Raw genomic sequence first — 20,243 nt, forward strand, 5'->3', positions numbered from 1 at the left:
AGTAATTTACTCTTGATAAGATCCAACACCTTCAAATGAAGATATTAAAACCACCGAAAGACTTAGAGAATGTGGACAACTTTTAGGTATTGATTTATTAGACCATGTCATTATAGGAGACCATGAATATTTAAGTATGGTAGAAGAAGGATATTTTGATTAAACTGTGTTAGTTTAAATGGAGTTAATATTGCTGATGATATTGAATGGCTCTGTCATTATATACTAAATAGTTATTTTGTATCCGAGACATCAAATTAGCTGGTTAAGCAGTAGGCAATATACTTTTAGTTGAGCTATTATTACCTGTGATTTATTAAATGCAAATGATTAAAATGATTATAATGCATTTATATAGTACTATTTTGATTTTGACGGTTGGCGGTATAGTTTCATCAACGCGTCTTAATTTTTGAAAGATTAGGATTATTCATTTTTAGTACGGTCGTCGTTAGATTAATTTGGGCGTTATTATTGTGTGCTTGTTATTAATGTAAGCGTGTAATTGCGAAAACAGTCATATGAATTAAAAAAAGGCGCTTATTGGACATCAATGTCTATAAGCGCTAAAATTTTAATTTATAAAACTGAAAAATTGATTATAATTTTCCATTAACCAAAGAATGCCTTGGTATCCTAGGTAAATACATAATACAATTATGCCAACATAGATTAAAAATCTTAAAATAGATAAACCTACTCTAAATAATAAGATAACTAAGAGTGCAAGCAGGATTATAGATAAAATACTCATTGTCTATTCACTCCTTTTAATATAGTTTAATATTAATGCATGAAACATACATCGGTCTATAGTTAAAATATAAATACACCTATAGTCTGATGATAAACTTTATTAAACATACTATAATTTTGATGAATAAAATAGGAGGATGGTTCATGCGTTTCATATTTAGCATTATAAAGAATATTATAGCTATTATTGCCATTATAGTAATTGTATTTTTCGCACTCAAATACGCGCCTTTTTTAAAAGACCAAGATTGGAATCCAATGCACAATGATGAATCATCCTTAAATAATAGCGCAAATAAAGGGCATCTAACAGGTGGACAAAGATATTCAGTGGAAGATAATGATATTTTAAATAACGTTCCACTTAGTCAAACGAAGAATATGTTTAATTGGATTGATAAACGAGAGTTTATGTCAGTAACTGGTATTGAAAGAATGGGATATAACGACTCTTATTTGGCTGGGCAACGTGGCGATGAATTTATTATATATAAATTTGGTTCTGAATCTATGAGAGTTTATAAAACTGAAATAGAGATGAATCAAGACCTTAATCAATTAGGTGAACATATAGAATTAAAGCCAGCATCAAATTATGAGTAATGGATTTGAATTCTTTTAATAAATAAGTTAGCCTTATATAAGTAATAAGAAAAGGTTGGTGTTTATAATGAGTGAAAAATCTAATGAAAAAAAAGCAGACGAACAAGCAAAAGCACAAAATTTATTTGCACGTTGGCGTAAAGAAGAAACGCTTTATAAAGAAGATGAAAAAGAATCTAGTAAGTCTAACGACTCTAAAACATCATCAGATGAAGAAAAAAATTAGATTTATTTAATCAAGTACTAAAAGTTAATCGAATGTGTATGTAAGAGCAGTTTACACTGCTTCTAAGCATTTCTTAGATTTTTAAAAATAAATAGGATAAATAAGCAGGACGAGTTTTAAAGTCGATTTGGATATGATTGATTTTGACTCGTTCTTTTTTTATGCGGTTGGATATTTATTGAAATGAATAATGGGTTACCTTGACGTTATTTTTAGTTGCCTATTATAAAAATTAATTGATGTGTTAAAATCAATACTAAATAATACACTATTCTATATAATTACTGCTATAATACAAGTTATCACAATGTTTGAATATAAAATATAATAAACTTATCTTCATATTTAAATCCGTAAATAAATTTTGTTCTATATTCTTTATGTTCGTGCTTTATTTCGTTTTAGTAGTAATATAAAATGATAAGAAGAAGATAAAATAGTTGGTTAATAGAGGTGTTTAGGTTGTCAAAGTTTTTTAGAAACAACAAATTGATTGTTATATTATGTGCAATCATTGTGTTTATAGCCTTGATTGGTGTGTCATTACGCTCACAATCACAATCACATGTTGAACAATATGTGGGAGATACGGTTGCTTTTGGCCAAAAAGCTGTGAGTTATCCAGTCCACTTTGTTACTGGATCTATCAATAGTATTTTTTCTAATGGCGACTCCAAAAAGCAATCAAGTGAAATAAAACAGTTAGAAGCAGAAAATCAAAGGTTAAAATCAGAAAATAAAAAGTATAAAAAAGAATTAGATATTGAAGATATATCTAAATTTGATCCAATTTCAAGCACAGTTCTTTCAAGAAATCCTGATCAGTGGATGAATACATTAGTGATTAATCAGGGTGCAAAAGATGGCATCAAAAATAATATGGCAGTAATGACTTCTGATGGATTAGTTGGACGTATCTCTAAAGTGAATCAATTTTCTTCACAAGTAGATTTAATATCAACAAATACAAGGGCGAATCGCTTATCTGTCAATATTCAACATGATGACAAAAATGTGTTTGGTCTCATAGACCATTATGATGCTAAAACTGAAGAGCTAGTAATATCTGATATAAACAATAAAGACAGTATTAAAAAAGGAGATAAAGTAGTTACAAGTGGATTAGCTGATCAGCTTCCAACAGGGTTATACATAGGTGAAGTAGCAAAAGTTGAAAATGATGAGTATGGCTTATCTAAAGAAGTTAGAGTGAAAACTGGTACTGATTTAGCTGATTTAAGCCATGTTTATGTTGCTAAAAGAGACCCTAATACGGTGCCTGATACTGAAAGTGGTGATAATTAATGCGTACGTTTTACTACTTTCTTATTGGTATCATTCTTTTTTATATTGATACTGCAATTGCACTAGTGATACCTATGCAAATTTCTGGAAATGAAATCATCTTCGTGCCTCATTTAACGATAATGTACATCTTAATCATGAGTGTCTATAGAGGTTTTGGTGTAGCAATGGTTTTCTCAATTGTCTTAGGATTAATTACCGATTTATATTATGGAAGTTTTTACGGACTATATTTATTTGGTTATATTTTATTAGTTGTCATCATGGATTTTTTCTTCAAAGTATTTTATCGAGATCATTCGATGCTATTTACAATCGTATTGTTGAGTACACTCGTGTTAGAAATTTATGTAGCAATTATATATAGTGCTTTAGGATTAGTTCAATTTAATTTATTTGAATTTGTGATTTTTAGAATGTTACCGACGTTTATACTAAACTTTATTTTATTAATTATTTTGTATCCGCTAATAACAAAATTTCTCAAAAAAATCCAATTGAAGATTGACAGTAAAAGATTGTAATGCTAAAATGCAGTAGTTGAGTAGTTTCTAGCTACATACAACCGCTCAAATTCAGGTTCAAGTACAGTGATGTCACCTGATTTTGGCGTGACTTAAATTATAGGAGGTGCAAAGTATGTTTGCTATTATTGAAACAGGTGGAAAACAAGTAAAAGTTGAAGAAGGACAAGAAATTTTCGTTGAAAGATTAGACGTAAATGAAGGTGATTCTTTCACTTTTGATAAAGTATTATTTGTAGGTGGAGATTCAGTTAAAGTTGGTGCGCCAACAGTTGAAGGTGCAACAGTTACTGCTACTGTAAACAAACAAGGTCGCGGTAAAAAAATTACTGTATTCACTTATAGACGTCGTAAAGACTCTAAACGTAAAAAAGGTCATCGTCAACCATACACTAAATTAACAATCGACAAAATCAACGCATAATTATGATTAAAGTAGATGTTACATTAAATGACTCGGGCCAAGTAACAGACGTTGTCATGGATGGTCATGCCGAACATGGTGAGTATGGTTATGACATTGTATGTGCAGGAGCATCTGCAGTTATTTTCGGTAGTGTTAATGCTATAATGGGATTAACAACCGAGAAACCCGACATTGACTATAGTGATGACGGTGGATACTTCCATGTTAGAAGTGTCGATACACATAACGAAAAAGCGCAATTAATTCTTCAGGCAATGTTAGTCTCTTTGCAGACAATTGAAGAAGAATACAAAGAAAATATTAGATTAAATTATAAGTGAGGTGCAACCAAATGTTAAAATTAAACTTACAGTTCTTCGCATCTAAAAAAGGGGTAAGTTCTACAAAAAACGGACGTGACTCTGAATCAAAACGTTTAGGTGCTAAGCGTGCGGATGGTCAATTCGTTACTGGCGGTTCTATTTTGTTCCGTCAACGTGGTACTAAAATTTATCCTGGTGAAAATGTTGGTCGTGGTGGCGACGATACATTATTCGCTAAAATCGACGGCGTTGTAAAATTCGAACGTAAAGGTCGAGACAAAAAACAAGTATCTGTATACGCAGCTGCTGAGTAATTTTTGTTAATGTTAACACCAGAAGTGATGACTTCTGGTGTTTATTTTTGTCTTTATTTTCTAGTTATCTAGAAAATGCTATAATATACAAGATATGTAAATTAAATTTAGTAAAAAAGAGGTGAAATCATGTTTGTTGATCAAGTTAAAATATCACTTAAAGCTGGTGATGGTGGTAATGGCATAACTGCATACAGAAGAGAAAAATACGTACCATTTGGTGGACCAGCTGGTGGTGATGGTGGTAACGGAGCTTCAATTGTGTTCGAAGTAGATGAAGGTCTAAGAACGTTATTAGATTTCAGATATCAAACACATTTCAAAGCTAAAAGAGGTGAAGGTGGCCAAAGTAGTAATATGCACGGGAAAAACGCTGAGCATTTAGTATTAAAAGTGCCACCAGGTACAATCATTAAAAGTGTTGAAACTGAAGAAGTATTAGCAGATTTAGTAGAGAATGGACAGCGTGCTACAGTTGCTAGAGGCGGTCGTGGTGGTCGTGGGAATTCACGCTTTGCTTCTCCACGAAACCCTGCACCAGATTTTAGTGAAAATGGTGAACCAGGTGAAGAAATTGAGGTTACTTTGGAATTAAAACTACTTGCAGATGTTGGTTTAGTCGGTTTCCCAAGTGTTGGGAAATCTACATTACTATCAACAGTTTCTAAAGCAAAACCAAAGATTGGAGCTTATCATTTTACGACTATTAAACCTAACTTAGGTGTTGTCTCTACCAAAGATCATCGAAGTTTTGTGATGGCGGATTTACCTGGTCTTATACAAGGCGCTTCTGAAGGTATCGGATTAGGTCATCAGTTTTTAAGACACGTTGAGAGAACCAAAGTAATTGTGCATATGATTGATATGAGTGGTTCAGAAGGTCGAGATCCTTACGAAGATTATCAAATTATTAATGAAGAATTAAAAGCTTATGAACATAGATTAGAAGACCGACCACAAATAGTTGTTGCTAATAAAATGGATATCCCCGATGCAGAAGATAATCTAACTATTTTTAAAGAACAATTAAATGATACCAGTGTACGTATTATTCCGTTGTCTACAGTAATGCACGACAATATTGATGAATTATTATATGCTATTGCTGATACACTAGAAGAAGTTAAAGATGTAGATTTTAATAAGGAAGAAGAAGATTTGGGTGTTAATAGAGTTGTCTATAAACACACGCCTAGCCAGGATGCATTTACGATTACAAGAGACGATGATGCTGCTTACGTAGTGAGTGGTAAAGCCATAGAAAGAATGTTCAAAATGACTGACTTTAATAGTGATCCAGCCGTTAGACGTTTTGCGCGTCAAATGCGTTCAATGGGTATTGACGATGCACTACGTGAACGTGGTTGTGAAAATGGAGATATTGTAAGAATACTTGGTGGAGAATTTGAATTTGTTGAATAGGAGTGCTTGATATGGACAAAAATGAAAATAAAAAGTTTTATTTAATTCGTGAAGATGTTTTACCTGAATCAGTGGTTAAAACTTTACAAATCAAAGAAGTTTTGAAAAATGACCCATCATTGTCCATATTCGAAGCAGTGAAGCAATTCGATTTATCCCGCAGTGCGTTTTATAAATATCGAGACACGATATTTCCAGTTGACGAAAAATTAGAGGAAACAAGAGAATTTACATTGATATTGTATGTAAATGACATCATAGGTATGTTAGCCAAAGTTTTAAATACACTTTCTAAATTAGATTTGTCAGTGCTGACGATTCATCAAAGTATACCGATGGACGGTAGAGCTACCATTACACTATCATTAGATGGTAAAGACACAGATTTAGAAATAGATGAAGTTATAAATTCATTGAAAAAGATTGAACATATTTCTAATGTTGAACTCATTAGTATGACTATATAAGGAAGTGTGACTGTGTACGCATATATTAAAGGAACTTTAACTGTTTTAAATCCTACTCATGTAGTGTTAGAAGCTTCAGGTGTAGGTTATGAGATTCAAACGCCAAACTCATATCGATTTCAAAAATATAAAGATCAAGAGATTTTGATCCATACTTCATTGATTGTAAGAGAAGATGCACAGCTGCTTTATGGGTTTATTAATCAAGAAGAAAAAGATATGTTCTTAAGTTTAATTAAAGTGACAGGTATCGGTCCTAAATCAGCATTAGCAATTTTAGCTAGTAGTTCACCAAATGAAGTGAAAGTCGCAATTGAGAATGAAAATGATGCTTATTTAACAAAATTCCCAGGTATAGGTAAAAAAACAGCGCGTCAAATTGTTTTAGATCTTAAAGGTAAAGTACAAATAACTGAGGAAGATAGTAGTCACTTATTTAATGTAGAACATGATGATCAGCAAAATTCTGCTATTGTTAAAGAAGCGTTACTAGCTTTAGAAGCGCTAGGTTATTCTAAGAGAGAGCTAAATAAAGTTGAAAAAACTTTAAATAAAGAATCTTTTGACTCAATAGACGATGCAGTGAAGCATGGTTTACAATTGCTCATAGCTTAAGTTTGTTGAAATTTTAAGAAGGGGGAATTACAAATGGATGATAGAATGGTAGATCAATCTATGCATGAAGATGAATCATCATTTGAGTTATCTTTAAGACCAGAAAGATTACGCCAATATATAGGACAGTCAACGATTAAATCAAATTTAGAAGTTTTTATCAAAGCAGCTAAAATTAGGAAAGAACCGTTAGATCATGTGCTATTATTTGGTCCCCCTGGATTGGGCAAGACAACTTTATCCAATATCATCGCGAATGAAATGGAAGTTAATATTAGAACCATATCTGGACCATCTATTGAAAGACCGGGTGACTTAGCAGCCATTCTGTCTAGTTTACAACCTGGAGACGTATTGTTTATCGATGAAATACACAGGTTAAGTAGTGTTGTGGAAGAAGTTTTATATCCAGCAATGGAAGATTTCTTTCTTGATATTGTAATAGGCAAGGGAGAAGAAGCACGAAGTATACGTATAGACTTGCCGCCTTTTACATTGATAGGTGCTACAACTAGAGCAGGAAGCTTAACTGCGCCTTTACGTGATCGATTTGGTGTTCACCTGAGATTAGAATATTATAAAGAAGATGAATTAAAAGAAATTATAATACGCACCGCAGAAGTATTAGGTACGACTATTGATGATGAAAGTGCAATTGAACTTGCGAAAAGAAGTAGAGGTACACCGAGAGTTGCGAACAGACTATTAAAACGCGTAAGAGATTTTCAACAAGTTAAAGAAGATGAATTGATTAGTATTGATACGACAAAACAATCACTAGCATTGTTACAAGTAGATGATGAAGGATTAGATTATATTGATCATAAGATGATGAACTGCATCCTAGAACAATATAAAGGTGGCCCAGTAGGTTTAGATACAATTGCTGTTTCTATTGGAGAAGAACGTGTCACAATAGAAGATGTTTATGAACCATTTTTAATACAAAAAGGTTTTATTGAACGTACACCAAGAGGGCGTAGAGCGACAGCTTATGCTTATGAACATTTTAGTAAGAATGGAAAGAAGGAATAGTTTTGGATATTGAAGCATTTGATTATCATTTGCCAGAATCATTAATCGCTCAAACGCCTCTAAAAACTAGAGATGAGAGTAGATTGCTTGTGCTTGGTAGAAAAACTGGAAATATTGTGCATAAACACTTTAAAAATATCATTGATTATTTAGAAGCAGGAGATACATTAGTACTTAATGACACAAAAGTTATGCCTGCACGCTTATTTGGTTTGAAAGAAGAAACAGGTGCAAAAGTGGAAATGCTGATGCTAACGCAACTCGAGGATAATGACTGGGAAGTCTTATTGAAACCAGCCAAAAGAATTAAAGTAGGAGACAAATTGTCTTTTGGTGAAGGCAAAATAATAGCTGAATGTATCGAAACATTAGATCAAGGCGGAAGAATCATGCGTTTAAACTATGAAGGTATATTACAAGAGCGCTTGGATGAATTAGGCGAAATGCCCTTACCTCCTTACATTAAAGAGCGTTTGGATGACCCAGATCGTTATCAAACCGTTTATGCAAAAGCATCCGGATCGGCGGCGGCTCCTACAGCTGGACTTCACTTCACCGATAAACTACTTGAGCAATTGCAAGCTAAAGGTGTTAATATCGCATTCATTACTTTGCATGTTGGATTAGGTACATTTAGACCTGTGAGTGTTGAAAATATAGATGATCACGAAATGCATAGTGAATATTATCAGATGGATCAAGATACGGCAGATTTACTAAACCATACAAAATCAAATGGACATCGTATTATTTCAGTAGGTACGACTTCTACTAGAACATTGGAAACAATCATGCAATCACGTAACAATTTTGTAGCAGACAGTGGATGGACTGATATTTTTATCTATCCTGGCTTTAAATTTAAAGCGATAGATGGATTAATTACCAACTTTCACTTGCCGAAATCCACATTAGTTATGTTAGTTTCTGCATTTAGTTCAAGAGATTACATACTGAACGCCTATCAACAGGCAGTCAAATTGGAATATAGATTTTTTAGTTTCGGCGATGCAATGTTAATTTTATAGGAATGAAACGAAAGGAGTTTTTGTATGCCAGCTGTAACGTATGAACATATAAAAACATGTAAACAATCTGGAGCAAGATTAGGAATCGTGCATACACCTCATGGATCGTTTGAAACACCAATGTTTATGCCTGTTGGAACCAAAGCCACAGTGAAAACGATGAGTCCTGAAGAATTGCATCAGATGGAAGCAAAAATAATATTAGGAAATACATATCATTTGTGGTTGCAACCAGGAAATGATATTATCAAAAAGAGTGGGGGATTACATCAGTTCATGAACTGGAATGGTCCAATACTGACAGATTCAGGTGGTTTTCAAGTATTTAGTTTAAGTAATTTAAGAAAAATTACTGAAGAAGGTGTTGAATTCCGTCATCATACTAATGGTTCGAAATTATTCTTGAGTCCTGAAAAATCAATGCAGATTCAAAATGACCTTGGTTCAGATATTATGATGGCATTTGATGAATGTCCACCTATGCCAGCTGAATATAAATATGTAAAAGATTCAATCGAAAGAACAAGTAGATGGGCTGCTAGATGTTTACAAGCGCATCAAAGACCCGAAGATCAAGCTTTATTTGGTATTATCCAAGGTGGAGAATATAAAGATTTACGTCAACAAAGCGCTGAAGAGTTAGTGGCGTTGGATTTTCCTGGATATGCAATTGGAGGTTTATCTGTTGGAGAACCAAAGCCAGTAATGTATGATATGGTCTCGCATACACAACAATTTATGCCTAAAGACAAACCGCGCTATTTAATGGGTGTGGGTTCGCCAGATGCATTAATAGAATGTAGCATTCGAGGTATGGATATGTTTGATTGTGTATTACCTACGCGTATTGCACGTAATGGTACATGTATGACTTCACATGGCCGTGTTACTATAAAAAATGCTAAATATGCTGAAGATTTAGGTCCACTTGATGATAATTGTGACTGCTATACTTGTAAAAATTATAGTAGAGCATACATAAGGCATTTAATAAAAGCAGAAGAAACTTTTGGTATCCGTCTTACTACTTATCATAATTTACATTTCTTGCTGAAATTAATGGAAAACATCCGACAAGCTATTCGTGATGATCGTTTACTTGATTTTAAAGAAGAATTTTTTGAACAGTATGGACTAAATGTAGAAAACCCAAAAAACTTTTAAAAGGGAGCAATAACTATATGCAATTTACTTCATTGATATTACCGATATTATTATTAGTATTAATGTGGTTCTTCTTAATTAGACCACAACAGAAAAAGGCTAAAGAGCATCGTGAAATGATTAGTCAGATTTCATCTGGACAACACGTTACGACTATAGGTGGCATTAAAGGAACTGTACGTAGCGTTGACGAAACTACAGTTGTATTAACTTTAAATGGCAACGGTACAGAAATTACTCTAGAAAAGCCAGCTATTAAACAAGTTGATCCTTCATAAATCACGTTATAATTACGAACTGATATATACTATCAGTTCGTTTTTTGTTTAACAAAACCTAAAGATATTGGACTTTAAAGATATAGTTGGTGTTATAATGAAAGATAGACAAAAGCAAATATTTTATATAGCTTAAGTAATCATTACAATTGATAACACTTACATTTAAAAAGAAGTTACAAATAAGTTAAGTTTGTTTTTACACTACATGTAATGTGTTAAAATATGTAAGGTTATTGAGAAAAAGTTTAATCGTCGAGTAAATGATAAAGATGGCGATTGAATTCTGAAAAAATTATAACATAAGCTTACAATGAGGTGTTCAAGTGAAGAAGAGTAGTAGAATAGTTGCATTTATATTACTTGTGGTTCTATTGTTAGGCGGGATAGGACTTACATATAAAAATGTAGTTAAAAATGTCAGCCTCGGATTAGATTTACAAGGTGGTTTTGAGGTTTTATATCAAGTTGATCCTTTACAAAAAGGAGATAAAATTGATGATAAAGCTGTCAAAGCCACAGCAAAAACACTTGAAAACCGTGTGAACGTTTTAGGGGTTTCTGAACCTAAAATTCAAGTGGAAGATAAAAATAGAATCCGTGTACAATTAGCAGGTATAAAAAATCAATCTCAAGCTAGAGAAATTTTATCATCACAAGCTAATTTAACGATTCGTGATGCTGATGACAATATCAAACTTACGGGTAAAGATATACAACAGGGTTCAGCGAAACAAGAATTCAAACAAAATACGAATCAGCCCGCGGTTACTTTTAAATTAAAAGATAGTGATAAATTTAAAAAAGTAACAGAAGAAATTTCAAAAAAAGATGAAAATGTCATGGTTGTATGGCTAGATCACGAAAAAGGTGATACTTACCATAAAGAAATGAATAAAAAAGATCCAAAATACGTGTCTGCTGCTTCAGTTGACAAACCTATCAATTCAGATAGTGTGGAAATTTCTGGTGGATTTAAAGGTGAAAAAGGGATTGAAGAAGCAAAACAAATTGCTGATTTATTAAATTCCGGGTCATTACCTGTAGATTTAAATGAAATTTACTCAAATTCAGTAGGTGCACAATTTGGACAAGATGCATTAGATAAAACCATATTTGCTGCGGCAATTGGTATTGCAGTTATTTATTTATTTATGTTAGGTTTCTATCGTTTACCAGGATTAGTAGCTGTTATTGCACTTACTGTTTATATTTACTTAACATTAGTAGCATTTAATTTCATTTCTGGTGTCTTAACGTTACCAGGCCTTGCAGCTTTAGTGTTGGGTGTCGGTATGGCAGTCGATGCGAATATTATCATGTATGAACGGATTAAAGATGAACTGAAAATTGGACGAACACTTAAACAAGCTTACAAAAAAGCGAATAAAAGTTCATTCTTAACCATAGTAGATGCGCAGCTTACAACTGTGATTGCTGCTGCTGTATTGTTCTTCTTTGGTGAAAGTTCTGTTAAAGGTTTCGCAACGATGTTGTTACTTGGCATATTAATGATTTTTGTAACAGCAGTATTTTTATCCAGATGGTTGCTATCATTGCTTGTTTCTTCAAATTTCTTCAAAAAATCATCTTGGTTGTTTGGTGTGAACAAGCATCATATTGCAGATATAAATGAAGGTAAGGAAGTTCATGATTTAAAAACCCCTTATGAGCGTTGGGATTTCATGAAGTTAGCCAAGCCATTGTTGTCACTAAGCGTACTAATTTTAATTGTGGGTGCAGTGATACTGTTTATTTTCAAACTAAACTTAGGTATTGATTTTACAAGTGGTACAAGAGTTGACTTTGAATCAAAAGATAAAATATCTGAAGCGAAAGTGACAAGAACACTTGAAGATCAAGATTTTAAACCTACACAAGTTTCTTTAGGTGAAAATGGTAAAAATGCAACAGTACAATTTAAAAATGATTTATCTAAAGATGAAGTTTCAAAAATTAAGAACACAATTGATAAATCATTTGGCAATGATCCAACGGTAAATACTGTTTCACCAGTTATAGGTCAAGAATTGGCTAAAAATGCGATGATGGCATTATTATATGCTGCCATTGGTATCATTATTTATATCACTTTCAGATTTGAATGGCGTATGGGACTGTCTTCAGTACTAGCATTATTACACGATGCATTTATGATTGTGGCAGTTTTCAGTCTATTTAGATTAGAAGTTGATATTACATTTATTGCAGCCGTGCTAACTATCATTGGTTACTCAATTAATGATACGATTGTAACGTTTGACAGGGTGCGTGAGAACTTGCATAAAATAAAAGTGATTACGAAACCTGAACAAATCGATGATATTGTCAATAGATCGATTCGTCAAACAATGACGCGTTCTATCAATACAGTACTGACAGTTATCATTGTTGTAGTTGCGCTACTAGCATTCGGTGCACCAAGTATTTTCAATTTCTCATTAGCGTTGTTAATTGGTTTAATATCTGGTGTGTTCTCATCAGTATTTATAGCTGTTCCTTTATGGGGAATTATGAAAAAACGTCAGCTTAAAAAATCAGACGACGATAAACTTATTGTATATAAAGAGAAAAAATCAAATGATGAAAAAATATTAGTTTAATTAATATCTAATAGGTACTAACTTAAAAATCAATCATAAATCAGTATGGGAGAAAAAGTCCGTTTCTAAAATAGATGACTAATCCGTGGTAAAAGCGGATTAGTCATTTTTTATATTGAATATATTGTAATTTTTGACTATGCATGTACTCATAGATAAATGATTTATTTATGTCATAAACTATTCAACTATTAAGAATAGGAGTTTTAAGTTATGGTTGAATTAAAGGTTACTACTTTTTATTTTTTGGATTCTTTTGTATAATTGCTTATGGAAATGAGGGAGAATAGTATGATTAAATCAAAATATAATTGGGACGTTAAATTACCTGAAGTTGAAATATCAGATCATATTTCAGCAGATTTAAAGCTAACTCCTATTGTAAAAAAAGTTTTGGAAAGTAAAGGTATTACAGATGAAACCGATATTCGTAATCTTTTAGAAGGAGTCCAAATGACACATGATCCTTGGAAGATGAGCGATATGGAAAAAGCTATTGAACGTATCAATGTGGCGATAGATCAAAATCAAAAGATTTTAGTATATGGTGACTATGACGCGGATGGTGTTACTTCAACGACTATATTGGTCACTACATTGAAAGAACTTGGTGCCCATGTAGGTTGGTATATACCAAATCGTTTTTCTGAAGGTTATGGTCCTAATGAATTGGCTTTTAAGAATGCCTATGATGAGGGGATATCTTTAATCATAACCGTAGATAATGGTATTCAAGGACATGATGAAATACAAATGGTTCAAGACTTGGGTGTTGATGTTATTGTCACAGACCACCATGAAATTGGTGAAACGATGCCTAATGCATACGCTATTGTCCATCCAATGCATCCTGAGTTTGAATATCCTTTTAAATATTTATGTGGTGCGGGCGTTGCTTATAAGCTAGCTCAATGTTTATTGGAAGAACCACCTGTTTATTTTTTAGGTTTGGTTGCAATTGGAACAATCGCTGATTTAGTATCTTTAACGGATGAAAATAGAACATTGGTTCAAAACGGTTTAGCATCATTAAATAAATATTGTCCTCCATCAATAAAAGCTATACTTAACCAAGCAGGTTATAATGATGAAATCAACGAGGAGACCGTCGGGTTTATTATAGGGCCTCGATTAAATGCTGTTGGTCGATTAGAAGATGCTGCACTTGCTGCAGAGCTACTAATGACTGAAACAGAAGATGAAGCGATGTTTTTAGCCGAACAAGTTGAATTTTTTAACCAAGAGCGTAAAGACATCGTGTCTCAAATTACCGAAGAAGCACTTGTAATGGCAGAAGAACAAGTACAGCAAGGCTCAAAATTTTTATTGTTAGCCAAAGCAGATTGGCATGAGGGTGTACTTGGTATTGTAGCGTCAAAAATTGTGGAAACATACAGTCTACCAACATTAATTTTAAATATAGATGAAGCTCAAAATCACGCAAAAGGTTCAGCTCGAAGCATCGATCAAGTGTCGATGTTTGAAATTTTAAGTGATTATTCTCAGTTAATTACAAAATTCGGTGGTCACCATATGGCAGCTGGGATCACAATGCCTATAGAAAATATTCAACAACTACAAAACAGTTTAAATGAGTGGATGGCACAATTAGCCAAAACAACTTCACTTGAACCACGTAAAAAAGTTGATGTATTGATTTCAGAAAGTGACATTACGATACAAAACATCAAAGATATTCAGAGATTACGACCATTTGGCACAGATTTCACTAGCCCGTGCTTTGAATTACAAGACGTTCTTGTACAACAAGTTAAAGGCATTGGTCAGGAGAAAAAACATTTGAAACTCGTTATCGGTGAAAGTCAATTACAAGCAATTTTTTGGCAAAATGGTGCTTTAGTAAAAGAATTGGGTGTACAACAGCCTATTAATGTCATTGGCACATTACAAATTAATGAATGGAATGGATTTCAATCGCCTCAATTTATGATTGAAGATTTAGCGAGTCATAATTTACAGATTTTAGACTATAGAAGTAAAAACAAAGTAAATGATTTAAATGCTGATGCTAAGGATGTTGCTTATTTAATTCATCAAAGAAGTGAAAAGTTAGGTGAAAATTATCATTATTATGGTGATGAAATTAGTAATAACTATGAAAAATACGTCTTTAGAGATCTGCCAACGTCTATAAATGATTTAAAAACAACATTAAAAACTGTTGATATATCCCAAATATATCTCGTGTTAAATCATGATAGATCAATATACTTTGAAGGTATGCCAAAAATGGAAACATTTAAACAATGTTTTAAGGCACTTGCTACTAAAAAAGAAACAAATTTAGCTAATGAAGGCGTACAACTATGTAAATTTTTAAATATTCAACCAAACATGCTTAAATTTATCTTGAAAGTTTTCTTGGATTTAGAGTTTATTCAAGTTGAAGATGGTATAATCAAATTAAAAGATGTTTCAACGAAACGTGACATTGCTTCGAGTAAATATTATCAAAGTCGTATTGATAGAATTGAAGTTGAAAAGTTATTGCTTTATGAAGATTTTAATCGCTTAAAGCAATGGATAAAAGATGAATTGGTACAATAATAGGAGGAAGTTTGTATGGATTTAAAACAATATGTATCTGAAGTTTCAGACTGGCCACAACCAGGGGTTAACTTCAAAGATATCACAACAATAATGGACAACGGTGAAGCTTATGGATATGCAACGGATCAAATTGTTAAATATGCAAAGCAACGAGATGTTGATGTCGTTGTAGGACCAGAGGCTAGAGGTTTTATCATTGGCTGTCCTGTCGCATATTCAATGGGTATTGGCTTTGCACCAGTGCGAAAAGAAGGCAAACTTCCTAGAGAAGTCATTCGGTATGAGTATAATTTAGAGTATGGCACAAATGTATTAACTATGCACAAAGATGCAATTAAACCAGGGCAACGTGTGTTGATTACGGATGATTTACTAGCTACAGGTGGTACGATTGAAGCGGCAATTAAGTTGGTTGAACAATTAGGTGGTATAGTTGTAGGTATCGCTTTCATTATAGAATTAAAATATTTAAAAGGTATTGAAAAAATTAAAGCGTATGATGTAATGAGTTTAATCTCATATGATGAATAATAATATTTATAATTGACGAAATTTTAAAGCCAAATGAAAACATTTAAGATGATTTCATTTGGCTCTTTATATTTATTAAAATAGTATTTATGATTAATTAACTGAAACATCTTTTATGTGTATTAAAAAAATTAAAATTCAACTACATTTTGCCAATTGTCAAAGGTACGCATTTATTTATTTAATAACATGTAGTATTATATAACTATTATACATAATTTGACCTAATAGCGTAAAAATACGTTACAATCGATATAAAATAATACTGGGTATCTAATCATGATTAATATTTAGTATAGGGGTGTCTTAAGTGAACAATGAATATCCATACAGTGTGGACGAAGTATTATCTAAAGCAAAATCATATTTGTCAAAAGAAGATTATGAATATGTATTGAAAAGTTACCATCTAGCTTATGAGGCACACGAAGGTCAATTTCGTAAAAATGGCTTGCCATATATTATGCATCCTATACAAGTAGCTGGGATTTTAACCGAAATGCATTTAGATGGTCCAACCATTGTTGCAGGTTTTTTACATGACGTGATTGAGGACACACCTTATACGTTTGATGATGTAAAAGGCATGTTTAATGAAGAAATTGCCATAATCGTAGAAGGCGTGACGAAGTTAAAAAAAGTAAAATATCGTTCTAAAGAAGAACAGCAAGCAGAGAACCATCGCAAGCTATTTATTGCTATCGCTAAAGATGTCCGCGTTATTCTTGTTAAATTAGCGGATCGGTTACATAATATGAGAACATTGAAAGCAATGCCACGAGAGAAACAAATAAGGATTTCAAAAGAAACCTTAGAAATCTATGCCCCTTTAGCACATAGATTAGGGATTAATACGATTAAATGGGAATTAGAAGATACAGCACTTAGATATATTGATAGTGTGCAATATTTCAGAATCGTTAATCTCATGAAGAAAAAACGTAGTGAACGAGAAGAATATATACAAAATGCTATCAATCGCATAGATACAGAAATGGGAAAAATGAATATAATCGGCGATATTAATGGTAGACCTAAACATATATATAGTATTTATAGAAAAATGGTTAAACAAAAGAAACAATTTGATCAAATATTTGATTTATTAGCTATTAGAATCATCGTTAATTCAATCAACGATTGCTATGCTGTATTGGGTCTTGTGCATACACTATGGAAACCTATGCCTGGTAGATTTAAAGATTATATTGCTATGCCGAAGCAAAATATGTATCAATCTCTACATACTACGGTCGTTGGACCCAATGGCGATCCTTTAGAAATTCAGATAAGAACTTATGAAATGCATGAAATTGCAGAACATGGGGTTGCAGCACATTGGGCATATAAAGAAGGTAAAAAAGTTACTGAGAAAACACAAAATTTCAATAAAAAATTAAATTGGATCAAAGAACTTGCTGAAACGGATAGTACTACGACCGATGCAGAAGAGTTTATGGAAACTTTAAAATTTGATTTACAAAGCGATAAAGTATATGCCTTTACACCAGAAAGTGATGTAATAGAGTTACCTTATGGTGCTGTGCCAATCGATTTTGCATATGCTGTACATAGCGAGGTAGGAAATAAGATGATTGGTGCTAAGGTTAATGGAAAAATTGAACCAATAGATTATGTGCTAAAAACCGGTGATATCGTTGAAATCAGAACAAGTAAGCACTCTTACGGTCCAAGTCGTGATTGGCTGAAAATTGTTAAATCTTCTAGTGCCAAAAGTAAGATACGCAGCTTCTTTAAAAAACAAGATCGGTCTTCTAATATTGAAAAAGGTAAGTTTATGGTCGAAGCAGAAATAAAAGATCAGGGTTACCGAGTAGATGCAGTCTTAACGGATGACAATATAGAAGTTGTAAAAGATAAATATAATTTTTCTAACGAAGAAGATTTATTTGCTGCAGTAGGATTTGGTGGCGTGACTGCTTTACAAATCGTAAATAAGTTAACTGAAAAACAACGGATTCAAGACAAACAAAAAGCCTTGAATTCAGTACAAGAAGTACAAAAATCTGTGCCCATTAAAGACGACATTACAACAGATAGTGGCGTTTACGTTGAAGGAATTGAAAATGTACTGATTAAATTATCAAAATGTTGTAATCCAATCCCTGGTGATGATATTGTTGGATATATCACTAAAGGTCATGGTATTAAAGTGCATCGAACGGATTGCCCTAATATCAAAAATGAAAAAGACAGATTAATTAGTGTCGAATGGGTACGCTCTAAAGATGCGACACAACGATATCAGGTTGACTTAGAAGTTACAGCTTATGACCGCAATGGTTTATTAAATGAAGTTTTACAAGCCGTTAATTCCACTAAAAGTAACTTAGTTAAAGTTTCTGGTCGTTCAGATATTGATAAAAATGCAATCATTAATATTGGTGTTATGGTGAAAAATGTAAATGAAGTCTATCAAGTTGTTGATAAAATAAAACAGCTTGGTGATGTTTACACAGTAACAAGAGTTTGGAATTAGAGGTGAAACATACATGAAGATTATAGTTCAAAGAGTGAAAGAAGCATCTGTTTCTAATGGTTCAATAGATAATAAAATTAATAAAGGCTATTGTTTGTTTGTTGGAGTAGGTAAATCATCTACAGAAGCTGATATTGATACATTAGTAAGAAAAATCGTGAATGCCCGATTGTTTGAAGATGATAATGGCAAACTTAATTTGAATTTGCAGCAAGTACAAGGCGAGATTCTTTCTATCTCACAGTTCACGCTATATGCAGATGTAAGAAAAGGCAATAGACCTGGGTTTTCCAATTCAATGCAGCCTGATAAAGCAAATGAACTTTATGAAAAATTTAATGATGCTTTACGCGATTATGACATAAATGTATTAACAGGTGAATTTGGTACAGATATGCTTGTAAATATTGCTAACGATGGACCAGTGACGATTATTTATGAAAGTCAGGATGGCAAAATCGTATGAAAACAATCAATACTTGGCTAGATAAACATAATTTTAAAAATTTTCCAACGCTAATTGTTGCGTTAGCATTTGTCATATTTATTTTTATGCTCATCGCTTTTCTAAATCATAATGATGAAGATTCGAATACGATATATATTACTGAAGATACTGATTTGAGAACAGGTCCTAATGCTGTATATCCAACTATTAAGCCGGCAAACCAAGGTCAAAGTTATAATAAAATTGGTAAGTCTGGTAAATGGATAGAAGTTGAGTCAAGTAATCATAAAGATAAAGGATGGGTGGCTGGTTGGCATACGAATCTAAATATTCAGGCAGATGCGAACGCAAACGAGAAACCACTAAAAGATAAAACAATTGTACTTGATCCTGGTCATGGAGGAAGTGACCAGGGTGCTTCAAGTAATACAAAAAAGAAAAGTACTGAAAAAGTTTACACACTGAAGACAGCTAAAGAAATGAAAAAAATGCTTGAAAAAGAAGGTGCTACCGTAAATATGACGAGAAGTTCAGATAGTTATGTGAGCTTGGACGATCGTAATATTAAAGGTGATGCTTTTATCAGTATACATAACGATTCACTCAAATCTTCTAAAGCTAATGGGACGACAGTTTATTGGCTTAAAAACAACCAAGAGGCACTTGCAGAAACATTAAATATGTACATACAAAAGAAAGCCTTACTGACAAATAAAGGCGCTAGACAAGAAAACTTCCAAGTATTGAGACAGACGAATGTACCCGCTGTTTTATTAGAGTTAGGTTATATTAGCAACCCAACCGATGAAAATATGATAACAAATCAATTACATCGCCATATTGTTGAACAAGCAGTTGTCGATGGTTTACGTGCATATTTTTCAGAATAAAAAGGTTGCATATTAATCAATAACTCGTTATTATTAAATATGAATTCTATATTAAAACCGTTATTATTCTTGACTATGCTAAATGAAACGTCAACATTTTTAAATGTGTAGAGACATAATTCGTGGCTGGAAAATTATGCTTAGTAGTTTAGTTATAAAAACACAAGAAGAGGTGCTTTATGAAATTAAAGCCGTGTGACGAACGTTATCCGTATGAAGTGGGTTAGAAAAAAT

21 protein-coding genes, 1 pseudogene and 1 other annotated feature are annotated in these 20,243 nt (G+C 32.8%); of the genes and pseudogenes, 21 read left to right on the plus strand and 1 reads right to left on the minus strand.

Annotated features, from left to right (window positions below):
- Positions 1–19: 19 nt before the first annotated feature.
- Positions 20–163, plus strand: a pseudogene (locus tag KA814_RS04440) (JAB domain-containing protein); the annotation flags it as partial.
- A gap of 411 nt (positions 164–574) precedes the next feature.
- On the opposite strand, the gene KA814_RS04445 reads toward KA814_RS04440, so the two are convergent.
- Complete coding sequence (locus tag KA814_RS04445; RefSeq protein WP_019468500.1) at positions 575–754, minus strand: hypothetical protein; 180 nt, start codon at positions 752–754, stop codon at positions 575–577.
- 146 nt (positions 755–900) lie between these two features.
- Between KA814_RS04445 and KA814_RS04450 the strand changes: the two genes are divergently transcribed.
- The 20 genes from KA814_RS04450 (at position 901) to KA814_RS04545 (ending at position 20,009) form a co-directional block, all read left to right on the plus strand.
- Entirely contained in the window at positions 901–1,359 is a 459-nt protein-coding gene (locus tag KA814_RS04450; RefSeq protein ID WP_046207927.1) for a DUF4930 family protein, read from the plus strand.
- A gap of 67 nt (positions 1,360–1,426) precedes the next feature.
- Positions 1,427–1,585, plus strand: a complete 159-nt coding sequence (locus KA814_RS04455) for a hypothetical protein (protein WP_164987239.1) — start codon at positions 1,427–1,429, stop codon at positions 1,583–1,585.
- Positions 1,586–2,047: 462 nt separating this feature from the next.
- Positions 2,048–2,890: a rod shape-determining protein MreC gene (gene mreC / locus KA814_RS04460; RefSeq protein ID WP_046207926.1), complete on the plus strand. Its 843-nt coding sequence runs from the start codon at positions 2,048–2,050 to the stop codon at positions 2,888–2,890.
- Entirely contained in the window at positions 2,890–3,414 is a 525-nt protein-coding gene (gene mreD, locus KA814_RS04465) for a rod shape-determining protein MreD (protein WP_046207925.1), read from the plus strand. Before mreC ends, mreD begins: the two co-directional genes overlap by 1 nt.
- 29 nt (positions 3,415–3,443) lie before the next feature.
- Positions 3,444–3,517, plus strand: a sequence feature (ribosomal protein L21 leader region).
- Between the two features lie 12 nt (positions 3,518–3,529).
- Positions 3,530–3,838, plus strand: a complete 309-nt coding sequence (gene rplU / locus KA814_RS04470; protein ID WP_046207924.1) for a 50S ribosomal protein L21 — start codon at positions 3,530–3,532, stop codon at positions 3,836–3,838.
- A 2-nt stretch (positions 3,839–3,840) separates the two neighbouring features.
- Positions 3,841–4,161, plus strand: coding sequence for a ribosomal-processing cysteine protease Prp (locus KA814_RS04475; protein WP_064208869.1), 321 nt, complete (start codon positions 3,841–3,843; stop codon positions 4,159–4,161).
- An 11-nt stretch (positions 4,162–4,172) separates the two neighbouring features.
- Positions 4,173–4,457, plus strand: a complete 285-nt coding sequence (gene rpmA / locus KA814_RS04480) for a 50S ribosomal protein L27 (protein ID WP_019468507.1) — start codon at positions 4,173–4,175, stop codon at positions 4,455–4,457.
- A 129-nt stretch (positions 4,458–4,586) separates the two neighbouring features.
- Positions 4,587–5,879, plus strand: a complete 1,293-nt coding sequence (obgE, locus tag KA814_RS04485) for a GTPase ObgE (protein ID WP_064208870.1) — start codon at positions 4,587–4,589, stop codon at positions 5,877–5,879.
- Between the two features lie 11 nt (positions 5,880–5,890).
- Positions 5,891–6,346 carry an ACT domain-containing protein gene (locus KA814_RS04490; protein ID WP_046207921.1) on the plus strand — a complete coding sequence of 152 codons (456 nt, stop codon included), beginning with the start codon at positions 5,891–5,893 and terminating at the stop codon, positions 6,344–6,346.
- 12 nt (positions 6,347–6,358) lie between these two features.
- On the plus strand, positions 6,359–6,961 hold the full coding sequence (ruvA, locus tag KA814_RS04495) for a Holliday junction branch migration protein RuvA (RefSeq protein WP_064208871.1): 603 nt from the start codon (positions 6,359–6,361) through the stop codon (positions 6,959–6,961).
- A gap of 33 nt (positions 6,962–6,994) precedes the next feature.
- On the plus strand, positions 6,995–7,996 hold the full coding sequence (ruvB, locus tag KA814_RS04500; RefSeq protein ID WP_064208872.1) for a Holliday junction branch migration DNA helicase RuvB: 1,002 nt from the start codon (positions 6,995–6,997) through the stop codon (positions 7,994–7,996).
- Between the two features lie 2 nt (positions 7,997–7,998).
- Positions 7,999–9,024 (plus strand): tRNA preQ1(34) S-adenosylmethionine ribosyltransferase-isomerase QueA, encoded by a 1,026-nt coding sequence (gene queA, locus KA814_RS04505; RefSeq protein ID WP_064208873.1) that lies wholly within the window; start codon positions 7,999–8,001, stop codon positions 9,022–9,024.
- Positions 9,025–9,048: 24 nt separating this feature from the next.
- Entirely contained in the window at positions 9,049–10,188 is a 1,140-nt protein-coding gene (gene tgt, locus KA814_RS04510; RefSeq protein ID WP_019468513.1) for a tRNA guanosine(34) transglycosylase Tgt, read from the plus strand.
- A gap of 17 nt (positions 10,189–10,205) precedes the next feature.
- Positions 10,206–10,466 carry a preprotein translocase subunit YajC gene (gene yajC, locus KA814_RS04515; RefSeq protein ID WP_019468514.1) on the plus strand — a complete coding sequence of 87 codons (261 nt, stop codon included), beginning with the start codon at positions 10,206–10,208 and terminating at the stop codon, positions 10,464–10,466.
- A 326-nt stretch (positions 10,467–10,792) separates the two neighbouring features.
- Positions 10,793–13,069: a protein translocase subunit SecDF gene (secDF, locus tag KA814_RS04520; RefSeq protein WP_064208874.1), complete on the plus strand. Its 2,277-nt coding sequence runs from the start codon at positions 10,793–10,795 to the stop codon at positions 13,067–13,069.
- 291 nt (positions 13,070–13,360) lie between these two features.
- Complete coding sequence (gene recJ / locus KA814_RS04525) at positions 13,361–15,637, plus strand: single-stranded-DNA-specific exonuclease RecJ (RefSeq protein WP_064208875.1); 2,277 nt, start codon at positions 13,361–13,363, stop codon at positions 15,635–15,637.
- A 15-nt stretch (positions 15,638–15,652) separates the two neighbouring features.
- Entirely contained in the window at positions 15,653–16,171 is a 519-nt protein-coding gene (locus KA814_RS04530) for an adenine phosphoribosyltransferase (RefSeq protein ID WP_046208094.1), read from the plus strand.
- Positions 16,172–16,481: 310 nt separating this feature from the next.
- Positions 16,482–18,671: a RelA/SpoT family protein gene (locus KA814_RS04535; RefSeq protein WP_046208095.1), complete on the plus strand. Its 2,190-nt coding sequence runs from the start codon at positions 16,482–16,484 to the stop codon at positions 18,669–18,671.
- A gap of 13 nt (positions 18,672–18,684) precedes the next feature.
- On the plus strand, positions 18,685–19,137 hold the full coding sequence (dtd, locus tag KA814_RS04540) for a D-aminoacyl-tRNA deacylase (protein WP_064208876.1): 453 nt from the start codon (positions 18,685–18,687) through the stop codon (positions 19,135–19,137).
- Positions 19,134–20,009, plus strand: a complete 876-nt coding sequence (locus KA814_RS04545; RefSeq protein ID WP_064208877.1) for an N-acetylmuramoyl-L-alanine amidase family protein — start codon at positions 19,134–19,136, stop codon at positions 20,007–20,009. The genes dtd and KA814_RS04545 overlap by 4 nt, the downstream gene beginning before the upstream one ends.
- The last annotated feature ends 234 nt before the right edge of the window (positions 20,010–20,243 follow it).

The sequence above is a fragment of the Staphylococcus sp. GDY8P196P genome (assembly GCF_017891705.1).
GTDB classification, from domain to species: Bacteria; Bacillota; Bacilli; order Staphylococcales; family Staphylococcaceae; genus Staphylococcus; species Staphylococcus ureilyticus.

Coding starts and splice junctions, on each gene's coding strand:
- rplU (WP_046207924.1), top strand. CDS start 3,530: ATGTTTGCTATTATTGAAACAGGTGGAAAACAAGTAAAAGTTGAAGAA.
- mreD (WP_046207925.1), top strand. CDS start 2,890: ATGCGTACGTTTTACTACTTTCTTATTGGTATCATTCTTTTTTATATT.
- KA814_RS04545 (WP_064208877.1), top strand. CDS start 19,134: ATGAAAACAATCAATACTTGGCTAGATAAACATAATTTTAAAAATTTT.
- dtd (WP_064208876.1), top strand. CDS start 18,685: ATGAAGATTATAGTTCAAAGAGTGAAAGAAGCATCTGTTTCTAATGGT.
- yajC (WP_019468514.1), top strand. CDS start 10,206: ATGCAATTTACTTCATTGATATTACCGATATTATTATTAGTATTAATG.
- KA814_RS04490 (WP_046207921.1), top strand. CDS start 5,891: ATGGACAAAAATGAAAATAAAAAGTTTTATTTAATTCGTGAAGATGTT.
- KA814_RS04475 (WP_064208869.1), top strand. CDS start 3,841: ATGATTAAAGTAGATGTTACATTAAATGACTCGGGCCAAGTAACAGAC.
- KA814_RS04450 (WP_046207927.1), top strand. CDS start 901: ATGCGTTTCATATTTAGCATTATAAAGAATATTATAGCTATTATTGCC.
- KA814_RS04445 (WP_019468500.1), bottom strand. CDS start 754: ATGAGTATTTTATCTATAATCCTGCTTGCACTCTTAGTTATCTTATTA.
- ruvB (WP_064208872.1), top strand. CDS start 6,995: ATGGATGATAGAATGGTAGATCAATCTATGCATGAAGATGAATCATCA.
- KA814_RS04455 (WP_164987239.1), top strand. CDS start 1,427: ATGAGTGAAAAATCTAATGAAAAAAAAGCAGACGAACAAGCAAAAGCA.
- KA814_RS04530 (WP_046208094.1), top strand. CDS start 15,653: ATGGATTTAAAACAATATGTATCTGAAGTTTCAGACTGGCCACAACCA.
- tgt (WP_019468513.1), top strand. CDS start 9,049: ATGCCAGCTGTAACGTATGAACATATAAAAACATGTAAACAATCTGGA.
- rpmA (WP_019468507.1), top strand. CDS start 4,173: ATGTTAAAATTAAACTTACAGTTCTTCGCATCTAAAAAAGGGGTAAGT.
- obgE (WP_064208870.1), top strand. CDS start 4,587: ATGTTTGTTGATCAAGTTAAAATATCACTTAAAGCTGGTGATGGTGGT.
- recJ (WP_064208875.1), top strand. CDS start 13,361: ATGATTAAATCAAAATATAATTGGGACGTTAAATTACCTGAAGTTGAA.